Below are 19,079 nucleotides of genomic sequence, written 5' to 3' on the forward strand. Positions count from 1 at the left end.
TCTGGCGTGTGTGCCGAAGGCATTCGTGCCGGCTTGGGTTAGCATGCGGCGAGTAACGAGGAGCCTCGATGGACAATCCCGCGATTCTGGCCGGCTCGGTCTCGGTAGCCTACCTGCAAGGCTTGATCGAACACCTGCAGCGCCACGGGGTGGCGGCCGACGCGCTGCTCGCCCATGCCCAGCTCAGCCCTGAAGCCCTGAGCCAGCGCGATCAGCGTATCGCGGCCAGTGCTTACCTGACGCTGCTGGGCGAAGGCGTGCGCCTGACCGGTGACCCGAATCTGGGCCTGCATCTGGGGGAATCGGTGCGGCCGGGTTATTACGGCGTGCTCGGTTACCTGATCATGAGCTGCGCGACCCTGGCCGACGCGCTGCACCGCCAGGCGCGCTATGCCTCGCTGGTTGGCAACCTGGGGCTGGTCGTGCTCGACGACGAGCCCGCTCGGCCCGACAGCGAGCCGCTGGTCGCCCACAGCTGGCAGCCGTTGCTGGCGCAGCAGCAGCGCCAGCTGAGTGAAGAAACCCTGGCCGGCTGGGTCAGTTTCGGACGCTGGATCAGCGGCCTGGATATCGCGCCGACCGAGGTGCGCTTCCAGCATCCGGCGCCGGCGGATACCTCTGAGCACGCGCGCATCTTTCGCTGCCCGGTGCTGTTCGAGCAACCCGACAATGCCCTGATCTTTCCCAAACGTTTGCTCGCGGCGCCGCTGAACCAGGCCGACGCCCAGGTGCGTGGCATGCTTGATGCCTACGCCGATCGCCTGCTGGCCGAGCTCAATCAGGGCAACAGCGTGCTCGATCGCGCGCGCCTGGAGCTGGCTCGCCAGTTGCCGGAGCAGGGGCCTGATCTGGAGGCCATCGCCGCTGCCCTGGCGCTGAGCCCGAGGACCTTGCAACGGCGCTTGCGTGAGGGCGGGCTGTCGTTCAGCCAATTGGTCGACGAAACCCGCCAGCAGTTGGTGCTGCACTACCTGCGAGATCCCGCACTGGAGCTGGCGGAAATCGCCTTTCTGGTCGGTTTCAGCGAGCCGGGTTCGCTGGCGCGCGCATTTCGTCGCTGGACGGGAACGAGTCCGGGCGAGTACCGTCGCCACCTTTGCGCCTAGGCCGCTAGCCTGGTCTTGCGTTTTCGCCTAATTTTTCTGCAGTCGCTGCATCTAGTGAGGACACCCCGATGAGCCTAAGCGAAGCCCGCTTTCACGACCTGGTCGATGCCACCCAGCAGGCGGTGGAGGACATCTTCGACGACAGCGGTCTGGACGTCGATCTGGAAAACAGCGCCGGTGTGCTGACGGTGCGTTTCGATAATGGCAGCCAGCTGATCTTCAGCCGTCAGGAGCCGATTCGCCAGCTGTGGCTGGCCGCGCGCTCCGGTGGCTTCCACTTCGACTACGACGAGGCCGACGGCCGCTGGATCTGCGATACCAGCGACGAACAGCTGGGTGAAATGCTGGTACGCATCACGCTCGAGCAGTCGGGCGCCGAGCTGGAGTTCGATGAGCTCTGAGCCGAACGTGGCGCCGCTGGCTTCGCCGTGCCGGCGCCAGTGTTGCCTCGACGAGCATGAGCAATGCCTCGGTTGCGGTCGTACCCTGCAGGAAATTCTCGACTGGGGCGCGGCCGATAACGCGTGGCGCCGCTTGATCTGCCAGGCCGCCGAGCAGCGGTTGCGCGAGCGCAAACGGGCGCACTGACCCGGCGGTCTTGTTTATTTGTCCGGCTGTGTTAGGGTCGACAGAACATTCAGCTGAACCCCGCCTTCGGGCGGGGTTTTGCTTTTTTACGGTTTACGCAAGGAGTCCGCCCGGCATCATGAACAGTTCACCGACCATCACCATTACTCGCCTCGATCTGCAGCGTCTGGAGCGCCTGCTCGACAGCCTAGACGAGTTCGGTCCTGGCGCCCAGGCGCTACAGGCTGAGCTGGATCGCGCCGACGTGGTGGGGCACGACGAGGTGCCGGCTGGTGTGGTGACCATGAATTCGCGCGTGCACTGCCGCGAGGAGAGCAGTGGCAAGGACTATCACCTGACCCTGGTCTACCCGCAGGATGCCGGTGGCGAAGGCAAGGTCAGCATCCTCGCGCCAGTGGGCAGCGCCTTGCTCGGCCTGTCCGTCGGCCAGCACATCGACTGGCCGGCGCCGGGCGGCAAGCAGCTCAAATTGACCCTGCTGGAAGTCGAATACCAACCGGAAGCAGCAGGCGAATACGACCGCTGACGCCTTTCCCCAGGCTGGGCTAGAGTGAGGTTTCCGCTAATGGCAAGGAGGCCTCGCCATGCCGAGTCTGCCGCTGTATTTCCCGCCGTCCTACCAGCTGTCGCGCGCCTTGCTTTGCGCCGAGCTGCTGATGGCCGCCTACGGCCAGTACGAGCAATGGCTGGCACAGCAGTGCCCGCGCACGCCCGAGCGCTTTCATTGGCAACAGCCTGATCTGGAGGGCTGGCAGTTTTCCGCGCCAATCTGGAGCGTGCTCAGCGATTGGCATGTGTTCAATGAATCCGAGCCCTTCGGCTTCGCCGCGCGGGATCCGCAGGGTGATTGCTACCTGGTGTTTCGCGGCACCGAGTCGGTGCAGGACTGGCTCGATGACGTCGACCTGGATCAGCGCGACTACCCCTGGCAGGCTGGGGCGGGTCTGGTGCACGACGGCTTTCTGAAACTCTACACCTCGTTGCGTGACCAGGCTCTGCTGGCACTGGACGGCTTGCAGCCGCAGGCGCGGCTCTGGGCCTGTGGTCACAGCCTGGGCAGCACCCTGAGTACGCTGGTGGTGCCGGATCTGCTGCAGCGCTGGCCTGCATTGCCGCTGCAGCATTACAACTTTGCCAGCCCGCGTCTGGCGTCCCCGGCGTTCGCCAGCTACTACAACGGGCTGGCCGTGCCGACTTACCGGTTGGTCAACGACAGCGACCTGGTGCCCGAGGTGCCACCGGCGGACAGTGATCGCTGGTTCTATCAGCACCTGGGCTTGCCGGTGACCTTCACCGCCAGTTACGGAGGTGTCGCCGCCAACCACAGCATGGGCGGCTGCTACCTCTATGCACTGAACAATCCGGATGCGCCGATGAAGGGCTAGACCTGCTGCAGCGCCATATTGAGGGCATCTTCCAGCCCGCTCTTGTAGTGCAGGTAATGCACCGTTTGCGCCTGTTGCCCGGCCAGCACGGCGGACAGGTCGAGGTCGGTGATGTAGCAGGGATAGCGTTCGCCGCCGGCACGCTGGGCGAGGATGTGCTGCGCCACGGCGCGATACAGCTCGCGGCCGTACTCCAGCTCTGAGAATTCGCGATGGTTGCAGTACAGGGTAACGTGGCGCTGGCGACCGTCGCCAGGCTCGACGATGGCCTGCACATCGTAGAACGGGTGGCTGACCTGCGCCTCGGGCGCCGGTCTGCGCTCGAGGCGCTGAGCGCGTAATGGCGCCGCCGGCAGCAGTTGGTAGTAGAGAATTTCCAGGGGCGGCTGGTTGTCGGCGCTATCGAGCGGCAGCATGGCATTGCGCCGATAAAGCAATGACTGCAGGAAACGATGGATCGGCGTCAGCAGGCTCTGCTCATCGCGAAATGGCAGGCGCCGGCGCCAGAGTGCATTGCGTTCATCGAGCAGGGTCAGTTCCGCTTCGCCGCTGGTTTCGTGCAGGCGATAGAACACCTGGATGCACTGTGGGCGGCCCATGGGCAGGATCAGCGCGAGGTCGTCGCCATCGAGGGCATGGCGGTCCAGGTGCAGGGGGCTGTAGAGCTCCTGCTCGGCGCCGAGGTGCTCCAGCAGTGCTGGCAGATCACCCAGAGCAGTGTGGCTGACCTGGCCGGGTGTCAGCTGCAACACGTGGTAATGCTGGCGTACCTGCACCAGATAGCGTGACTGGCGACCTTCGGCATAGGTGTCGAGCAGGTCGCGCAGCAACTCGTCAACGCGTTCGGCAATCGGCTGGGCGCGATTACGACAGTAGCAGCGCACCTGTACCTGGGGTTGCGGGCCGCCGATCGGCAAGCTGTTGAGCAGATCGCGCAGGCAGTCGAGCAGGGCGTCGGTGCCGTCATGGCGGCTGACCTGCAGTTCGTTCCAGCTGTTGAGCACCACCTGATCGAGGGTCAATACCAGGTTCTCACGCACCCCCGAATAGCCCAGCGCATCGGTGCGCCCGGTGGTCATGTGCACGTTCATCTGGCTGTGCTGCCTGAGCGGGTCAACCCCGACATTGACCAGCAACAGCACCTGGCTGGGGATGCTGGCGCGCAACAGGGCGGCCTCTTCAACGCTGGGCTGCGGCAAGGGGAAGCTTTGCTGCAGGCTGGCGATCAGGTTGGACAGTTCGAAATCGGTCAGGTCGCTGGCGCCCGGATGCAGCGACAGGCGCGTGCTGCTGTCGATCACGCCGTTGCGATGGCACCAGGCGAGCAGTTCGATCAGTTCGCGCGAGCGCTTGAGAGGGGCGAAATCACTCCACTCCTGGGCGCCCAGGCTGCCGTTGAACAGCGCCCACTGGTATTCGTTGGGCGCCTCGGGACTGGGGTGCTGGACCAGGGTCAGGGTGTCTTCGGCCAGGTCCGGGGCGATACCGGGGTTGATGTACTCCACCTTGCCGGCCTTGCGTTCGAAGGCTGCATACAGGCGCCGGCCCAGCACGTTGAGGTCACGGTTGTTCAGTGAACTGCCGGTTTCGGCACTGCGGGCGAACTGCGAGAGGAAGCGGTAGCTGTAGGTCAGCTCGTTGACCAGCACGCGGCGCTCGGCGGCGACCTGGCGCACCTTCCACTGGCTGCGACTGTCGAGCACGTTGAGCTGGCGGCTGTGCCAGCCCCATTCAGCAGTCAGGCGCTCAAGCAGCAGGCGCTGCCAGCTTTTGGCGCGGCCGCGCGTCGGTGGGCGGCTGACCTTCTTGTTGACCTTCAGGTACAGGCAGCGGCGAATCAGCTCCAGCCTTTCCAGGTCGCCGCGCGCGCTCAGATACTCTTCCAGGCGACGGTAGACGACGATGTAGGGGTCGAGTTCGTCGAGGTCCAGGCGGCCTTCGAACACCGCCCGCTTGAAACGCAGCGCCAGGCACTCGACCCTGGGATGCTCGCTGGCGTAGACCTCGGTCAGCAGCAGTTTGAGTACCGACTTGTAGGGCGACTCGATGCCCTTGTACAGCTGCCACATGCCGGCGCCGATGAACTCTTCCGGTGGGATATGCGCCAGGTTGCCGAGGTCCAGTACGTCCTCGGCGCGTACGAAGCGCTTGCTCAGCAGGGTGCGGCAGTAGTCGTGGTAGCGCGTTTCCTCGTAGACCGGCACCAGCCACCAGAGTGGCGTACGACCGCCTAGCCAGATGGCGGTGCGGTAGAACTCGTCGAGCAGCAGATAATGTTGGGTGGTGCCGCAATCATCGGAGGTCAGTTGCGCTTCGCGCGCGCCCTGGGTGAAGCGCTGCGGGTCGACCAGAAAGACATGCACTTCGGCGCCCTGGGTGGCGGCCCAGCTTTCCAGTTGATCGCACTTTTTGCGCAGATCCTGCAGTTCCTGCGCCGTGAGGTTGGGCGAGTGGCACAGCCACAGGTCCATATCGCTCTGCTCGGCCTGCGCAACGGTGCCCAGGCTACCCATCAGGAACAGCCCATGCAGCGGCGCGGCGCCCTGGCCACGACGTGGCTTGTAGACGAACGAGCGGGTCAGGCGCTGGACTTCGGCGAGGCTGGCATCATCCGGCTCGAAGCCGCTGAGGCCGGCCGGTGTGCTGGCCGAGACATAGCCAGGTAGCAGTGGATGATTGACGTGCAGCAGCAATGGCAACAGCTTGAGGACCAGTTGCTGACGTGTGGACAGCGCCTCCATGGCCCGCTGCAGGCGGCCCTGATTGATCTGCAGAAAGCGCGCGCGCAATTGCGCCAGCACCTTGCGGTCGATGCCGTCATCGATATCGGGGCGTATTTCCTGCGTGCGCGTCATGCTCGAACTCTACTGCAGATGCGGCAAGCCTATCAGCGGTCGGCTCGCCAGTGCAGTGCCTTTGACGCTATATCGCCCGCCGCGCCTTTCCCTGAAGGGTGGCCGGCGGGCAACCGAGATTAAGCGGAGGTGGTCTGACGGGTCGAGAGAATGGTCAACAGGGCTTGCGCATGCTCGGCGGCATCGATGCCCAGGCTGGTCAGATAGCCGCCGTCGGCTTGGCTCACCAGGCCTTTTTCGTGAAGACGGGTGATGGCGCCTTGCGCCTTGAATGAGGCGTTGTTGTGCACCTTTAGCCCCTCCTGATGATTGTCCAGGTTGTACAGGGCGAGGATTTCCAGCTCGTCGATCAGGTCAGCGGTGAATGACTTCATGGTGACTCCGTCTTGTTGTTATGGCGCTCTTGCAGTGTAGAGTCATGTGCCGAGCTCTGCCCATCGCTGAGCTGCCAGTTGGCAAGAATTCGTTGATAGGTGCCATCCTGCCTGATCTGTCGCATGCCTGCGTCGAAGTCTCGCAGCAAGGCAGCAGCCCGTGGGTGGTGGCGGGAGAAGGTCAAGTAGAGTCGCGGGCGATGTACCCTGGTTAGCGCCTTGAATTGGCCGACCAGTTCGGGGTTGTCGCGCAGCAGTGCGTCGGTGGTGCCGCGAAAGGCGATGACGTAGTCCACGCGCCCGCGCTGCAGCATGCGAAAGCCATTGATATCGCGTCGCACCGCAATGCGCTGAATATCTGCATAGCTGTCGAAGTACTCGCCGTAGGTATAGCCGATGGTGACCGCCACGCGTTTGCCGCGGATGGCGTCCAGGTCATCTATTGCCGCGTCCCCTGCATGGCCCCAGAGCAGAATGTCGTCGCTGAACAGCACCTCCTGCGGTAACAGGAACTCCGCACGGATGTGCGCATCAGGCGTGGTGTTGAAGCAGCCTGCCAGGCTGCCTGAACGCGCCAACTCCATGCAGCGCGAATAGGGGTAGGGCGTCAGCTCGACGGATGTGTCGCTGGCACTGAAAGCGGCGCGGACTATGTCTGCCGACATGCCCTCGATCCTGTCATTGCGCAAAGCTGTGTAGGGGTACCAGTCATCCTCGGCACCAATACGCGGCGTTTCGGCTCGAGCAATGCACGCTCCGCTCAAGCAGAGCGTGAAGACAAGCAGAGCGAGAGTTCGAGTCGACTGACAGGCCATCGAAAACGGTGCCTTCCTGGTCGGAGTTGGCAGTGACAGTAGCAATCTGCTTGCCAGTCCGGCCAGTGGCCTGGATCAATCCTTGCTCAGTTTTCTTCCGGCAGCTCCGGCAGGGCGCGCAGGGCCTGCTCATACCAGGCGCCATCGAAGGGGCGATCCTCGCGCAGCATGGCGTCGACTTCATGGGCCAGGACCAGCGCCATCAGCTCGAGGATCTCCTCGCGCTCGTAACCGACCAGCGTCAGCTTGTTGTAAACCGCCTTGGCTGCAGCGGGCTCACCGCTTTCTAACTGGTTTTCGATGGCCTGAATCAGGGTGGCTTCGGCGAAGTCTTCGTCTTCTTGCTCGTTGTTTTTTTGACTCATGGTTCCTCTCGTGTTCCGGCCTTGGCTCAGTCGCAGGGGACGCCAACGCCTTTCAGGCTGACTTTGAAGAATTGCAGACGAAAGCCGGAGTTCGCGGCTCGACTGCAAAGACTCGTATTGAGGGTGCGGTATTCGGCGATGAAGATCGGCTTGCCCTGGCTGCGCATGTGACTGTAACCGTCGCATTCGTTGTAGCGATAGCAGCTCTCGTTGATGGCAAAGTCGAAGTAGTCGCCAAGCTCAGGCAGCAGTTCCACGGCATTCTTCAGGCCGATGCTCAGGTCGCGGCTGTGCGCCTCGCTGGCCAGCCAGCGGTTGAAATCTATTTGCTCGGCTTCCGTCAGGCTCAGGCCATTGTCATTGCTGTAGCCGTCCACGTTGTCCGGGTCTACAGCGTCGCAGCCCTTGTCGACGGCCAGGTCCAGGCGTTTGGCGAGCAGTTGGCGTACATCGTCACGGCGATAGTCGAGCCAACGCTCGCCGGGCCAATCAGGCAATGCTTTGCCCAGCGCCGCGGTGGGGTAGGCCTGAGCGTCGCTGCGCCAGTCTTCCCAGGTGCCCGCGCTGAAATAGCAGATGACGATACGCCCACCCGCCTTGAGATTGGTGATGGTTTGCTTGGGCGTGTCGTACAGGTCGATGTCATAGACCAGGCGATTGGGTGTTTGCAGTTTGCCATCGAGCTGCATATGCCAGGATGCATTGACGGGAATGGTGACCGGTGTAGCCGCTGTCAGTGCCGGGGCGATAACGCTGAGCAGTGCAAGGAGTGTGCGCATGATGGTCCGGGGCAGGTGAAGGTGTAATTACCTTAGGCCAGAGGTGTTGCCCTGGCCAGACGCTGGCTTGCTCAGCCTGCGGCGAAGTCCAGCAAGGCCTGGCCGGTGAGGCGATAGGTCGTCCATTCGCTCTGCGGACGGGCGCCGAAGGATTCGTAGAAGTCGATGGCCGGGGTGTTCCAGTCCAGCACCGACCACTCGAAGCGACCGCAGCCCCTCGCCACGGCCAGTTGTGCCAGGTGGCGCAGCAGCGCCTTGCCGGCGCCCAGTCCGCGAGCCTCGGGGCTGACGTAGAGGTCCTCCAGGTAAAGGCCGTGCTTGCCCAGCCAGGTGGAGTAGTTGAAGAAGTACACGGCATAGCCAATGGGCTGGCCGTCGTTCTCGCAGATCAGGCCGTGGGCAGTGCTGCCTTCGGCGAACAGGCTGTCGCGGATGCCGGCTGCGTCGGTTTTCACCTCGTGCTCGGCCTTTTCGTAGATGGCCAGGTCGGTGATGAAACGCAGGATCAGCTCGGCGTCGTCAGGGGTGGCGGGGCGGATATTTATAGCCATGGAATGTCTCGCGGCAGTGTTCAGCTGTGAGTGACGGTCAGCCACGTCAGGGGCAGGCCAACCAGGCAGAGGAAACCGAATGCGGCGACCCAGGCGCTGCGCGAACTCATCGGGTCGGCCATGCGCAGCGGCAGATTCGGGTAGTGGCCCAGAGTCAAAAGTCGTAGTGCCAGCCAGCCGGTGGCGTAGAAGGCGTAGCCGATGATGATTTCAAGCGCGAGCTCGGCGATTAATGCCAAGCCGCGCAGCAACAATTCTGCCATGGGAACTCCTTTTCCCCGGTATTTCTCCGAGACGTCGCTTAGCGGCTAGCCAACAGTTCCCGACCGCGCACTACCGCCGCACGCACCTGATTCGGCGCCGTGCCACCGATATGGTCGCGTGCGCCGACCGAGCCTTCCAAGGTCAGCACGGCGAACACGTCATCACCGATCTGGTTGCTGAACTGGCGCAGCTCGTCCAGGCTCATCTCGGCCAGGTCCTTGCCGCTGTCGACGCCGTACTTCACCGCATGGCCAACGATCTCGTGGCAGTCACGGAAGGGCAGGCCCTTGCGCACCAGGTAGTCGGCCAGATCGGTGGCGGTGGAGAAGCCGCGCAGCGCTGCCTCGCGCATGATCTCGCGCTTGGGCTTGATCGCCGGGACCATGTCGGCGAAGGCGCGCAGGCTGTCGCGCAGGGTGTCGGCGGCGTCGAATAGCGGTTCCTTGTCTTCCTGGTTGTCCTTGTTGTAGGCCAGCGGCTGGCCTTTCATCAGGGTCAGCAGGCCGGTCAGGGCGCCGAATACGCGGCCGGTCTTGCCACGCACCAGCTCGGGCACGTCCGGATTCTTCTTCTGCGGCATGATCGAGGAGCCAGTGCAGAAGCGATCCGGCAGGTCGATGAACTGGAACTGGGCGCTGGTCCACAGCACCAGTTCTTCGGAGAAGCGCGACAGGTGCATCATCGCCAGGGAGGCGGCAGCGCAGAATTCGATGGCGAAGTCGCGATCCGATACACCGTCCAGCGAGTTGCCGCCAACGGCGTCGAAACCCAGCAGTTCAGCGGTGATCTCGCGCTGGATCGGGTAGGTGGTGCCGGCCAGCGCGGCGCTGCCTAGCGGCATGCGGTTGGTGCGCTTGCGGCAGTCCACTAGGCGCTCGTAGTCGCGCGCGAGCATCTCGAACCAGGCCAGCAGGTGATGGCCGAAAGTCACCGGCTGGGCGGTCTGCAGATGGGTGAAGCCGGGCATGATGGTGTCCGCTTCGGCTTCGGCCAGACCCAGCAGGCCCTGCTGCAGGCGGGTGATCTCGGCCAGGATGACGTCGATCTCGTCGCGCAGCCACAGGCGAATGTCGGTGGCTACCTGGTCGTTGCGCGAGCGGCCGGTATGCAGCTTCTTGCCGGTAACGCCGATGCGGTCGGTCAGGCGCGCCTCGATGTTCATGTGCACGTCTTCCAGGTCCACGCGCCAGTCGAACTGGCCGGCTTCGATCTCGCCCTGGATCTGCTTGAGCCCATCAATGATGGCGTCACGCTCGGCATCGGTGAGTACGCCGACCTTTGCCAGCATGGTCGCGTGGGCGATGGAGCCCATGATGTCGTGGCGGTACAGGCGCTTGTCGAATTCGACCGAGGCGGTGAAGCGGGCGACGAAGGCGTCGACAGGTTCGCTGAAGCGGCCGCCCCAGGATTGGTTGGTTTTTTCGCTGCTCATGGCACTTGCTCTGGATCGGGCGGCCGCGTCGGCGGCCGGCATGGCGGACAAAGTGCGTCGATAATAACAGGGTCGGCAGGCGTTTCGCCGGGGCGCGTTCGCTGTTGGGCGTTCGATGGCGTTGTCGGCTGTTTCACAATTTTGCCCTGAAGGCGGCATTTCGGTGCTTTATTTTGTCCGGCTGGAGCCGTCTGGCTTGCCGGCTCGCAGGGCGACAAGGAAACTGCGTCGATGCACAGACAATCCTCTACCAAGAACAAATACAACGCCGCTATCGACGACTTCTTCGTCCCGGAGCTGTGTCAGCCCGAGGCGCTGCTGAGCATGGTGCTGTTGGCCGAGTTGCTGGTATTGGTGTTGGTGCTCGCCGAACCGATGACGCCGGGTTTCGACTGGGTACGCCTGGCCCTGACTTCACTGTTCGTGCAGTGGATCGTGCTGTTGTCGGCTGCTGTGCTCTGCCGCTTGCGGCCGCTGCTGGCGCGTCTACGTCCCGCGTTGGCTGGGGGGCTGTGCTGTGCGCTGGTGGTGCTGCTGACCCTGGGTTGTACGACCGTGGCCGACTATTACGAGCTGGGCGGGCCACTGCCGCGCAGTGGTGAAGTGAATCTTTATCTGCGCCATGCGTTGATCAGCCTGATCATGTCCGCACTGCTGCTACGCTATTTCTATCTGCAGAGCCAATGGCGTCGGCAGGAACAGGCCGAGCTGCGTGCGCGGATAGAATCGTTGCAGGCGCGGATTCGCCCGCACTTTCTGTTCAACAGCCTCAACAGCATCGCCAGCCTGGTCACGCTCGATCCCGACAAGGCCGAGCAGGCGGTGCTGGATCTGTCCGATCTGTTTCGCGCCAGCCTGGCCAAACCTGGCACGCTGGTGCCTTGGAAGGAGGAACTGGAACTGGCGAAACGATATCTATCGATCGAGCACTATCGGCTCGGCGAGCGACTACAGTTGCAGTGGGAGGTCGAAGGTGTGCCGGAGGATCTGCCGATTCCCCAGCTGACCCTGCAGCCTCTGTTGGAAAATGCGCTGATCTATGGCATCGCGCCGCGTATCGAAGGCGGTCTGGTGCGGGTCGAGGCGGATTACCAGGATGGTGTGTTCAGCTTGTGTGTCAGCAATCCGTATGAAGAGCGGGGCGAGCAGCATCCGTCACGGGGAACGCAGCAAGCGCTGAGTAATATCGATGCGCGCCTGGCGGCACTTTTTGGGCCGCGCGCGAGTCTCAGCGTGGAGCGCCGTGACGGCCGTCATTACAGCTGTCTACGCTATCCTTGTGCGAGACTCACGCAGGAAGCCAGAGCAATATGAATGTCCTGATCGTCGATGACGAACCCCTTGCCCGCGAGCGCCTGAGCCGCATGGTCGGTGAGCTCGAGGGTTACCGGGTCCTGGATCCCGCCGCCAGCAACGGCGAGGAAGCCCTGACCCTTATCGATAGCCTCAAGCCGGATGTGGTCCTGCTGGATATCCGCATGCCCGGCCTTGACGGCCTGCAGGTCGCTGCCAAATTGTGCGAGCGCGAAGCGCCGCCAGCGGTGATCTTCTGCACGGCTCATGATGAATTCGCCCTGGAAGCCTTCCAGGTCAGTGCAGTGGGTTATCTGGTCAAACCGGTGCGGCCTGAGAGCCTGAGCGAAGCGCTGAAAAAGGCCGAGCGGCCCAATCGTGTGCAGTTGGCCGCCCTGACTCGTCCCGCAGCGGAGACTGGCGGCGGCCCGCGAACCCATATCAGTGCGCGTACCCGCAAGGGCATCGAGCTGATTCCACTGGATCACGTGGTCTACTTCATCGCTGACCACAAATACGTCACCCTGCGTCACGAGGGCGGTGAAGTCCTTCTGGATGAGCCGCTGAAGGCGCTGGAAGACGAGTTCGGTGATCGCTTCGTGCGCATCCACCGCAATGCGCTGGTGGCGCGCGAGCGCATCGAGCGCCTGCAGCGCACCCCGCTCGGACACTTTCAACTGTTCCTCAAAGGTCTGGACGGCGACTCTCTGGTGGTCAGCCGCCGCCACGTGGCCGGCGTGCGTAAGCTGATGCAGTCTCTATAAGGGGCGGGGCGTCGGCTGCGGCCTATGGCCGCCTCCTTCAGCTGGCGCCGGGCGAGCCTGTTATGATTCGCGGCAATCGGTTTTCTGGAATTGCCCCATGTCCCGCGAAATTCGCATCGCCACCCGTAAGAGCGCCCTGGCCCTGTGGCAGGCTGAACATGTCAAAGCCCGTCTGGAACAGGCACATCCCGGTCTGAAGGTCAGCCTGGTGCCCATGGTCAGCCGCGGCGACAAGCTGCTTGACGCGCCGCTGGCGAAGATCGGCGGCAAGGGGCTGTTCGTCAAGGAGCTGGAAACCGCACTGCTGGAAAACGAGGCCGACATTGCCGTGCACTCGATGAAGGACGTGCCGATGGACTTTCCCGAAGGGCTGGGCCTGTACTGCATATGCGAGCGTGAAGACCCGCGCGACGCCTTCGTCTCCAACACCTATGCCAGCCTCGATGCGCTGCCGCCCGGCAGCGTGGTCGGTACGTCCAGTCTGCGCCGTCAGGCCCAGTTGCTGGCGCGCCGGCCCGATCTGAAAATCCAGTTCCTGCGCGGCAACGTCAATACCCGCCTGGCCAAGCTCGATGCCGGTGAATACGACGCCATCATCCTTGCCGCTGCCGGCCTGATTCGCCTGGGGTTCGAAGACCGCATCCGCAGCTCGATCAGCGCTGAGGACAGCCTGCCGGCCGGCGGCCAGGGCGCCGTGGGCATCGAGTGCCGCAGTGCCGACAGCGACGTGCATGCCTTGCTGGCGCCGCTGCATCACCGTGACACCGCGCTACGTGTCACCGCCGAGCGCGCGCTGAACAAGCACCTCAACGGCGGCTGCCAGGTCCCTATCGCCTGCTATGCCCTGCTCGAGGATGACCAGCTGTGGCTGCGCGGTCTGGTCGGCCAACCTGACGGCGGCCTGTTGTTGCGTGCCGAAGATCGCGCCGCCAGTAGCGATGCCGAGGCTCTGGGCGTGCGTGTCGCCGAGGCGCTGCTGGCGCAGGGGGCCGATGCCATTCTCCAGGCCGTCTATGGTGAGGCCGGTCACCCTTGAGCGCCTGGCGCCTGTTGCTGACGCGTCCTGCCGAGGATTGTGCGGCGCTGGCGCAGATACTGGCTGCGCAGGGTGTCGTCAGCCACTGCATGCCGCTGCTGGCCATCGAGGCACTGGACGAGACACCCGAGCAGCGCAGCGCCTTTGCCGATTTGCAGCGTTACTGCGCGGTGATCGTGGTCAGCAAGCCGGCAGCCCGAATTGGCCTGCAGCTCTTGGCGCAGCATGGGGCGCCGACGCCTGAGCTGCCCTGGTTCAGTGTCGGCGCGGCTACCGCTGCGGTACTCGCCGAGCAAGGCTTGGCCGTGCATTTTCCCGACTTGGGCGATGACAGCGAAGCGTTGCTCGCTCTGCCTGCACTGCAGCAGGCCATCGCGGCACCTGCACCGCGCGTGCTGATCCTGCGCGGCGAAGGTGGCCGAGAATTCCTCGCCGAACGCTTGCGCAGCCAAGGTGTGAGCGTCGACTATCTGCCACTGTATCGCCGAGTGCTGCCACAGTACGCGCCGGGCGAGTTGAGCCGACAGGTGCGAGCGGAACGCCTGAATGGCCTGGTTGTCAGCAGTGGGCAGGGTTTCGAGCATCTGCTGCAGCTAGCCGGCGATGACTGGCCGGCGTTGGCTCGGCTACCCTTGTTCGTACCCAGCCCGCGCGTCGCCGAACAGGCCCGCGCTGCGGGTGCCCAGATCGTTGTGGACTGTCGTGGCGCCAGTGCCGCGGCCTTGCAGGCAGCTTTGGAGCAGTTTCCGGCTGCCGCCCTCTAAAAGGACGGATACGTGAGCGAAGCATCCACCCCGAACACGCCAGAAGACAAACCGGCCAGCGAAGCCGTGAAACCCACACCTGCACCGCCACCGGTGAAGGCACCACGCAGTGGCGGTGGCAGCGGCCTTGCTGCATTCGCCCTGCTGATTGGCCTGGCTGGCGCCGGTGCTGGCGGCTGGAGCCTGTGGCAACTGCATGCAATGCAGAGCAGGGACCTGCAGCAGGCCGAAGACCTGCAGCGCACCCGTGACGACAGTGCGAAGAAAGTGGATGAGCTGGCCCAGCGCCTCGATTCGCGTCTGTCCGCCCTGCCCAGTGCGGCTGAGCTGGACGAGCGCCGTCGTCTGCTGGCTAACCTGCAGAGCGATCAGCAGCGCCTGAGTCAGCGCCTGGAAAGCGTGCTCGATGGTAGCCGTCAGGATTGGCGCCTGGACGAGGCCGAACACCTGCTGCGCTTGGCCACCTTGAGATTGTCTGCGCTGCAGGATGTGGCCAGCGCCGAAGCGCTGGTACTGGCCGCCGATGAAATCCTCCGTGAGCAGGACGACCCTGCCGCATTCGCCGCCCGTGAGCAGCTCAGTCGTAGTCTCGAAGCCCTGCGTACCACCGAGCGCCCGGATCGCGTCGGCCTGTTCCTGCAGCTGGGCGCCTTGCGTGAGCAGGCCGCTACCCTCAATCCACTGGCGCCGACCTTCGAAGGGCAGGGTGACGTGCTCTCCGACCTGGCAGCCGAAGGCGACGGCAGTGCCTGGTGGAGCGAGTGGGCGAAGAAGCTGTCGGAGTACTTCCGTATCGAGTTCGACGCCGATCGCAACGTGCGTCCGCTGCTGTCCGGGCAAAGCCTGTCGCAGGTGCGCCTGAGCCTGTCGCTGGCGCTGGAACAGGCGCAGTGGGCCGCACTGCATGGTCAGACCGGTGTGTACAAGCAGTCGCTGAAACAGGCCGAGGAAATCCTCGACGCCCACTTCAACCTGGATAACCCGGACAGTCGCGCCCTGCGCCAGCGTTTCGGCGAGCTGGCCGATGCCAGCATCGAGGTCAAGGTGCCGGATCTGAGCGACTCGCTCGATGCGCTGCAGGCCTACCTGCAACGCAAACAGGCGCAACGTCGGCAGGGGGCCGCGGCGGCCGAGGAGGCGCAATGAGACGCCTGATCTGGCTCCTGTTATTGCTGGCCATCGCCGCCGGGCTGTATCTGCTCAGTCTGGCCATCGAGGCTGATCGCGGTTATGTGCTGTTCGCCTACCAGGGCTTTCGCTACCAGTCCGGCCTGTGGGCATTCCTTGGCCTGCTGGTGGTCGTGGTGGTGCTGTACTACCTGATCAAGTGGACACTGCGTTTGTTGCTCAGCTCGACACGGCTGGCCAACCCCTGGTCGCGTCTGCATCGTAACCGCCGTGTGCGCCTGGCTTCCGAGCAGGGCATGCTCGACCTGGCCGAAGGTCGCTGGGCGCGTGCCCAGCGTCAACTGACCCGTGCCGCCGAAGCCGACAGTCAGCCATTGATGTACTACCTCGGCGCTGCTCGTGCTGCCAGCAAGCTTGGCGATCACGAGCAGAGCGACGCATTGCTCGAGCGCGCACTGAACAAGCAACCCCAGGCCGAACTGGCGGTTGCCCTGACCCACGCCGAGCTGCAGCGTAACCGCGGCGACAGCGACGCGGCGCTGGAAACCCTGCAGGCCATGCGTGAGCGCCACCCAGGCCATCACCTGGTGCTGCGTCAGTTGCAGCGTCTGTATCTGCAGCGCCAGGACTGGTCGGCACTGCTTGGCTTGCTGCCTGAGTTGCGCAAGGAAAAGGCGCTGCCCGCCGCAGAACTCGACGAACTGGAGCGCGAGACCTGGCGTGGTCGCCTGGCCGATGCCGGCTTGGCTGGTCAGGGCCATGGCGAAACTGCGCTTCAGCCGCTGACGCAAGCCTGGCAGCAGCTGTCTGCGCCACTGCGTCAGGAGCCTGAGCTGATCGCCACCTATGTCGAGCAACTGCGTCGACTGGGCGCGCAGGAAGAAGCCGAGGAAGTTCTGCGCAGCGCTCTCAAACGTGGTTACGACAGCCGTCTGGCGCGCTTCTACGGCGTGCTGCGTGGCGCCGACCCGGCGCGCCAGCTGCAAACGGCCGAACTCTGGCTCAAGCAGCATCCGCAGGATCCTGCCCTGTTGTTGACCCTGGGCCGCCTGAGCCTGCAGAACCAGTTGTGGGGCAAGGCGCGAGACTATTTCGAGACCAGTCTGAAGCTTGAGCGCCACCCGGAGACCTGCGCCGAGCTGGCGCGTCTGCTGGCGCAATTGGGTGAGTTGGAACGCAGCAATCAGCTGTTGCTGGAGAGCCTCGGTCTGTTGCATCAGGGCTTGCCTCCGCTGCCGCAACCGCAGGGCGTGACAGCCTGAATGGATGCGGCTGATTGCCGCAGTTTACTCGCCGTACGGACAGAGGGGCGTTCGGGCATGATGAATAGCCTGCTCTGAGTCATGGGGCGCCTTGAAAGGCGCCCTCGCTTTCCTCTACCGTACTGCCCTCGATTTCCCTCCCGGAGCCACCATGCACTTGGCCAGCCCGCGTCCCCTGTTTTTCCTGGCATTCATCGGCTGCGTACTGCTGATGGCGGCTGCGTTGTACCTAGAACATGTCGTTGGCCTGGAACCCTGTCCGATGTGCGTGCTGCAGCGAATCTGCGTGATTCTGTTCGGCGTGGTCTGCCTGATCGCTGCGATCCATGGGCCGGGGAGTCTCGGTCGTCGCATCTATGCGGTGCTGGCACTGCTGTTCGCCAGCGCTGGCGCCGCTACCGCTGGCCGGCAGATCTGGTTGCAGAGCGTGCCAGCCGATCAGCTCGAAGCCTGTCTGCCCAGCCTCGAGTTCATGATGGAAGCCCTGCCGATGCAAGACATCGTGCGCCTGGTGTTCCAGGGTAGTGCTGACTGTGCCGAGGTGAAGTGGACGCTGTTTGGTATGAGCATCCCCGAATGGAGCCTGCTCGGTTTCATCGGCATGCTCGGTTTCTGCCTGTTCCAGCTGCTGCGTCGCAATTGAGAATGCGAATTGCATGAAGCCACGCGGGTCGTGGCTTCGAGATTAAACGCTCGTATGAAACTTTCTCACGGCGATGCCTTGATGGTGGGTGCCCACGAGCATAATCTGGCTCGCACGCACCGCCGGAAAAATGCCATTTTGCGGTTGCCTTCCCAAGGCCAAGCACCGATTGACAGAAAAACGTCTCGGGAGCGGACGTATAACAGGCATTATCGATAAGGGAAGCGAGGTTCATCATGCTTGAAAGTTGCCGGAACGCACAGGAACGTTGGGGTGGGGTTCACCAGCTGATTGATCGCTGGCTGGGTGAGCGCCGCGAACTTGTGCTGGCTTACACCGCCCTTACCAAGGCGCCGCAGGCGCCAGCCATCAACTGTGAGTCTCTGCAGGGTTTCTGCGAGTTGCTGGTGGACTACGTGTCTGCTGGTCACTTCGAGGTCTACGAGCAGCTGACCAACGAGGCCAAGGCCTTCAACGACCAGCGTGGTCTGGAACTGGCCAAGCAGATCTACCCGCGTATCGAAGCCATTACGGCGGTCGCGCTGGCGTTCAATGACCACTGCGACAATGGCGATTGTCGCGACAGCACGTCGCTGGTGGCAGAGCTCAATCATCTGGGGCAGTTGCTGCACGAGCGTTTCGAACTGGAAGACTGCCTGATCGAAGTGCTGCACAACGCTCATCAGGAACAGGCCGCCGAAGCGCTCTGAACCCTTGCTGGCAATGGTCCGGAGCACTCCGGGCCGTCAGGCTGACGCCAGTCAGTCAAGCGTCGACGCACAAGTTCTTAGCAGCGGCGTCCCTCCGCGCATCAGGGCCGCGCGCAATCGAAAAGCTTCCCCCCGGCGGGCTCCTGCGCAAGGCCGCTTTGGCAACCTGATCGGATCGGCATCAGGCCTGCAGGCTGGCCTTCAGTCGGCCACGTCGAGCAGGCGCAGATCGAACACCAGCGGCGCATAGGGCGGTATCAGGTCGCCCGCACCTTCCTCCCCATAAGCCTGATCCGATGGAATCACCAGGCGCCAGTGAGCGCCTTTCGGCATTTGCAGCAGTGCGCTGCGCCAGCCGCCGATCAGGCTGTCCAGGCGAAACCACTGCGGTGTGCTGCTCTCGTCGAAGACGCTGCCGTCCGCCAGTTCGCCGCGGTAGCTCACCTGTACTCGGCTGCGAGCGGTGGGCATGGGGCCGCTGCCAGGGCTGAGCTCTGTCACCAGTACGCCGTTGGCCAGCACCCGCACGTCAGGGCGGCGACGTTGCTCGGCGAGAAAACGCTGCTCGGCCTCGATAGCTTTGCTCTGGCGCTGTGGCGAGGCTTCGATACGCGCTTCGTGCTCATCGAGCAGCTGCTCGATCCGGCTGGCGTCGAGGCGCAGAGGCTTGCCCTCATAGGCCTGGCGCAAGCCTTCGAGCAGCTCGCTCAGCGGCAGGTCTGGCACCTCGTCGTGCAGGCGCTCGCCAAGACGCACGCCGAGGCTGTAGGCCAGATCCTGCCGGTGCTGGTCAGCCTGTACGCCCAGGCTGCAGCAGATGGCGAGGGCGGCTAGTACGGCGCGGCTCATTGCGGTGTCTCCTGATCAGGATGCTTAGGGGCTGTTGAGGTTACGCTGCGCCGCAGCCTGCGCTGAAACGGCAAAAGGCCTCGACGATTATGCCAGCGCGGTTCGGCATCTGCTCG

The 19,079-nt window shown here is 63.7% G+C and carries 22 protein-coding genes; 13 read left to right on the forward strand and 9 right to left on the reverse strand.

Annotated elements, in window-relative coordinates:
- Positions 1-68 precede the first annotated feature (68 nt).
- From JWV26_RS12025 to JWV26_RS12045, 5 genes are all read left to right on the forward strand, one after another.
- On the forward strand, positions 69-1,106 hold the full coding sequence (locus JWV26_RS12025; protein ID WP_072423569.1) for an AraC family transcriptional regulator: 1,038 nt from the start codon (positions 69-71) through the stop codon (positions 1,104-1,106).
- Between the two features lie 68 nt (positions 1,107-1,174).
- Positions 1,175-1,507 carry an iron donor protein CyaY gene (gene cyaY / locus JWV26_RS12030; RefSeq protein ID WP_017678304.1) on the forward strand — a complete coding sequence of 111 codons (333 nt, stop codon included), beginning with the start codon at positions 1,175-1,177 and terminating at the stop codon, positions 1,505-1,507.
- Complete coding sequence (locus JWV26_RS12035) at positions 1,497-1,694, forward strand: DUF1289 domain-containing protein (protein WP_206419156.1); 198 nt, start codon at positions 1,497-1,499, stop codon at positions 1,692-1,694. Before cyaY ends, JWV26_RS12035 begins: the two co-directional genes overlap by 11 nt.
- A gap of 118 nt (positions 1,695-1,812) precedes the next feature.
- Positions 1,813-2,220: a nucleoside diphosphate kinase regulator gene (gene rnk, locus JWV26_RS12040; RefSeq protein ID WP_072423567.1), complete on the forward strand. Its 408-nt coding sequence runs from the start codon at positions 1,813-1,815 to the stop codon at positions 2,218-2,220.
- 58 nt (positions 2,221-2,278) lie between these two features.
- Positions 2,279-3,079 carry a lipase family protein gene (locus tag JWV26_RS12045; protein WP_206419157.1) on the forward strand — a complete coding sequence of 267 codons (801 nt, stop codon included), beginning with the start codon at positions 2,279-2,281 and terminating at the stop codon, positions 3,077-3,079.
- On the opposite strand, the gene JWV26_RS12050 is transcribed toward JWV26_RS12045, so the two are convergent.
- The 8 genes from JWV26_RS12050 to argH all read right to left on the reverse strand — a co-directional run bounded on the left by JWV26_RS12050 (position 3,076) and on the right by argH (position 10,514).
- On the reverse strand, positions 3,076-5,934 hold the full coding sequence (locus tag JWV26_RS12050) for a class I adenylate cyclase (RefSeq protein ID WP_206419158.1): 2,859 nt from the start codon (positions 5,932-5,934) through the stop codon (positions 3,076-3,078). The two genes, JWV26_RS12045 and JWV26_RS12050, sit on opposite strands and share 4 nt — an antisense overlap.
- A gap of 119 nt (positions 5,935-6,053) precedes the next feature.
- Complete coding sequence (locus JWV26_RS12055) at positions 6,054-6,308, reverse strand: TIGR02647 family protein (protein ID WP_021487644.1); 255 nt, start codon at positions 6,306-6,308, stop codon at positions 6,054-6,056.
- Entirely contained in the window at positions 6,305-7,123 is an 819-nt protein-coding gene (locus tag JWV26_RS12060) for a substrate-binding periplasmic protein (protein WP_420890298.1), read from the reverse strand. Before JWV26_RS12060 ends, JWV26_RS12055 begins: the two co-directional genes overlap by 4 nt.
- 86 nt (positions 7,124-7,209) lie before the next feature.
- Positions 7,210-7,488, reverse strand: a complete 279-nt coding sequence (locus tag JWV26_RS12065) for a hypothetical protein (RefSeq protein ID WP_206419159.1) — start codon at positions 7,486-7,488, stop codon at positions 7,210-7,212.
- 26 nt (positions 7,489-7,514) lie between these two features.
- Positions 7,515-8,267 (reverse strand): endo alpha-1,4 polygalactosaminidase, encoded by a 753-nt coding sequence (locus tag JWV26_RS12070; RefSeq protein ID WP_033377648.1) that lies wholly within the window; start codon positions 8,265-8,267, stop codon positions 7,515-7,517.
- A gap of 71 nt (positions 8,268-8,338) precedes the next feature.
- A complete protein-coding gene (locus JWV26_RS12075; RefSeq protein ID WP_079784920.1) occupies positions 8,339-8,818 on the reverse strand; it encodes a GNAT family N-acetyltransferase in 480 nt (159 codons plus the stop codon).
- 20 nt (positions 8,819-8,838) lie between these two features.
- Positions 8,839-9,081 carry a hypothetical protein gene (locus tag JWV26_RS12080; protein WP_093048083.1) on the reverse strand — a complete coding sequence of 81 codons (243 nt, stop codon included), beginning with the start codon at positions 9,079-9,081 and terminating at the stop codon, positions 8,839-8,841.
- 38 nt (positions 9,082-9,119) lie between these two features.
- The gene (gene argH, locus JWV26_RS12085) at positions 9,120-10,514 is read right to left on the reverse strand and encodes an argininosuccinate lyase (protein WP_206419160.1); all 1,395 of its coding nucleotides are present in this window, start codon (positions 10,512-10,514) and stop codon (positions 9,120-9,122) included.
- 231 nt (positions 10,515-10,745) lie between these two features.
- On the opposite strand from argH, the gene JWV26_RS12090 reads away from it, so the two are divergent.
- From JWV26_RS12090 to JWV26_RS12125, 8 genes are all read left to right on the forward strand, one after another.
- Complete coding sequence (locus JWV26_RS12090; RefSeq protein ID WP_206419161.1) at positions 10,746-11,828, forward strand: sensor histidine kinase; 1,083 nt, start codon at positions 10,746-10,748, stop codon at positions 11,826-11,828.
- Positions 11,825-12,571, forward strand: a complete 747-nt coding sequence (locus tag JWV26_RS12095) for a LytR/AlgR family response regulator transcription factor (RefSeq protein ID WP_072423559.1) — start codon at positions 11,825-11,827, stop codon at positions 12,569-12,571. The genes JWV26_RS12090 and JWV26_RS12095 overlap by 4 nt, the downstream gene beginning before the upstream one ends.
- A 97-nt stretch (positions 12,572-12,668) precedes the next feature.
- Positions 12,669-13,607, forward strand: coding sequence for a hydroxymethylbilane synthase (gene hemC / locus JWV26_RS12100; protein WP_021487653.1), 939 nt, complete (start codon positions 12,669-12,671; stop codon positions 13,605-13,607).
- Positions 13,604-14,371, forward strand: coding sequence for a uroporphyrinogen-III synthase (locus JWV26_RS12105; RefSeq protein WP_072423558.1), 768 nt, complete (start codon positions 13,604-13,606; stop codon positions 14,369-14,371). Before hemC ends, JWV26_RS12105 begins: the two co-directional genes overlap by 4 nt.
- A 12-nt stretch (positions 14,372-14,383) precedes the next feature.
- Positions 14,384-15,517, forward strand: coding sequence for a uroporphyrinogen-III C-methyltransferase (locus JWV26_RS12110; protein WP_074913540.1), 1,134 nt, complete (start codon positions 14,384-14,386; stop codon positions 15,515-15,517).
- Positions 15,514-16,761 carry a heme biosynthesis HemY N-terminal domain-containing protein gene (locus JWV26_RS12115; protein WP_206416949.1) on the forward strand — a complete coding sequence of 416 codons (1,248 nt, stop codon included), beginning with the start codon at positions 15,514-15,516 and terminating at the stop codon, positions 16,759-16,761. Before JWV26_RS12110 ends, JWV26_RS12115 begins: the two co-directional genes overlap by 4 nt.
- 151 nt (positions 16,762-16,912) lie before the next feature.
- Positions 16,913-17,404 carry a disulfide bond formation protein B gene (locus JWV26_RS12120; RefSeq protein ID WP_072423555.1) on the forward strand — a complete coding sequence of 164 codons (492 nt, stop codon included), beginning with the start codon at positions 16,913-16,915 and terminating at the stop codon, positions 17,402-17,404.
- Positions 17,405-17,640: 236 nt separating this feature from the next.
- Positions 17,641-18,114: an Rsd/AlgQ family anti-sigma factor gene (locus JWV26_RS12125; protein WP_055984557.1), complete on the forward strand. Its 474-nt coding sequence runs from the start codon at positions 17,641-17,643 to the stop codon at positions 18,112-18,114.
- A gap of 201 nt (positions 18,115-18,315) precedes the next feature.
- On the opposite strand, the gene JWV26_RS12130 is transcribed toward JWV26_RS12125, so the two are convergent.
- The gene (locus tag JWV26_RS12130; RefSeq protein WP_206416950.1) at positions 18,316-18,963 is read right to left on the reverse strand and encodes an FKBP-type peptidyl-prolyl cis-trans isomerase; all 648 of its coding nucleotides are present in this window, start codon (positions 18,961-18,963) and stop codon (positions 18,316-18,318) included.
- Between the last annotated feature and the right edge of the window lie 116 nt (positions 18,964-19,079).

The organism is Ectopseudomonas toyotomiensis (assembly GCF_017167985.1).
In the GTDB taxonomy this organism is placed as follows: domain Bacteria; phylum Pseudomonadota; class Gammaproteobacteria; order Pseudomonadales; family Pseudomonadaceae; genus Aquipseudomonas; species Aquipseudomonas toyotomiensis.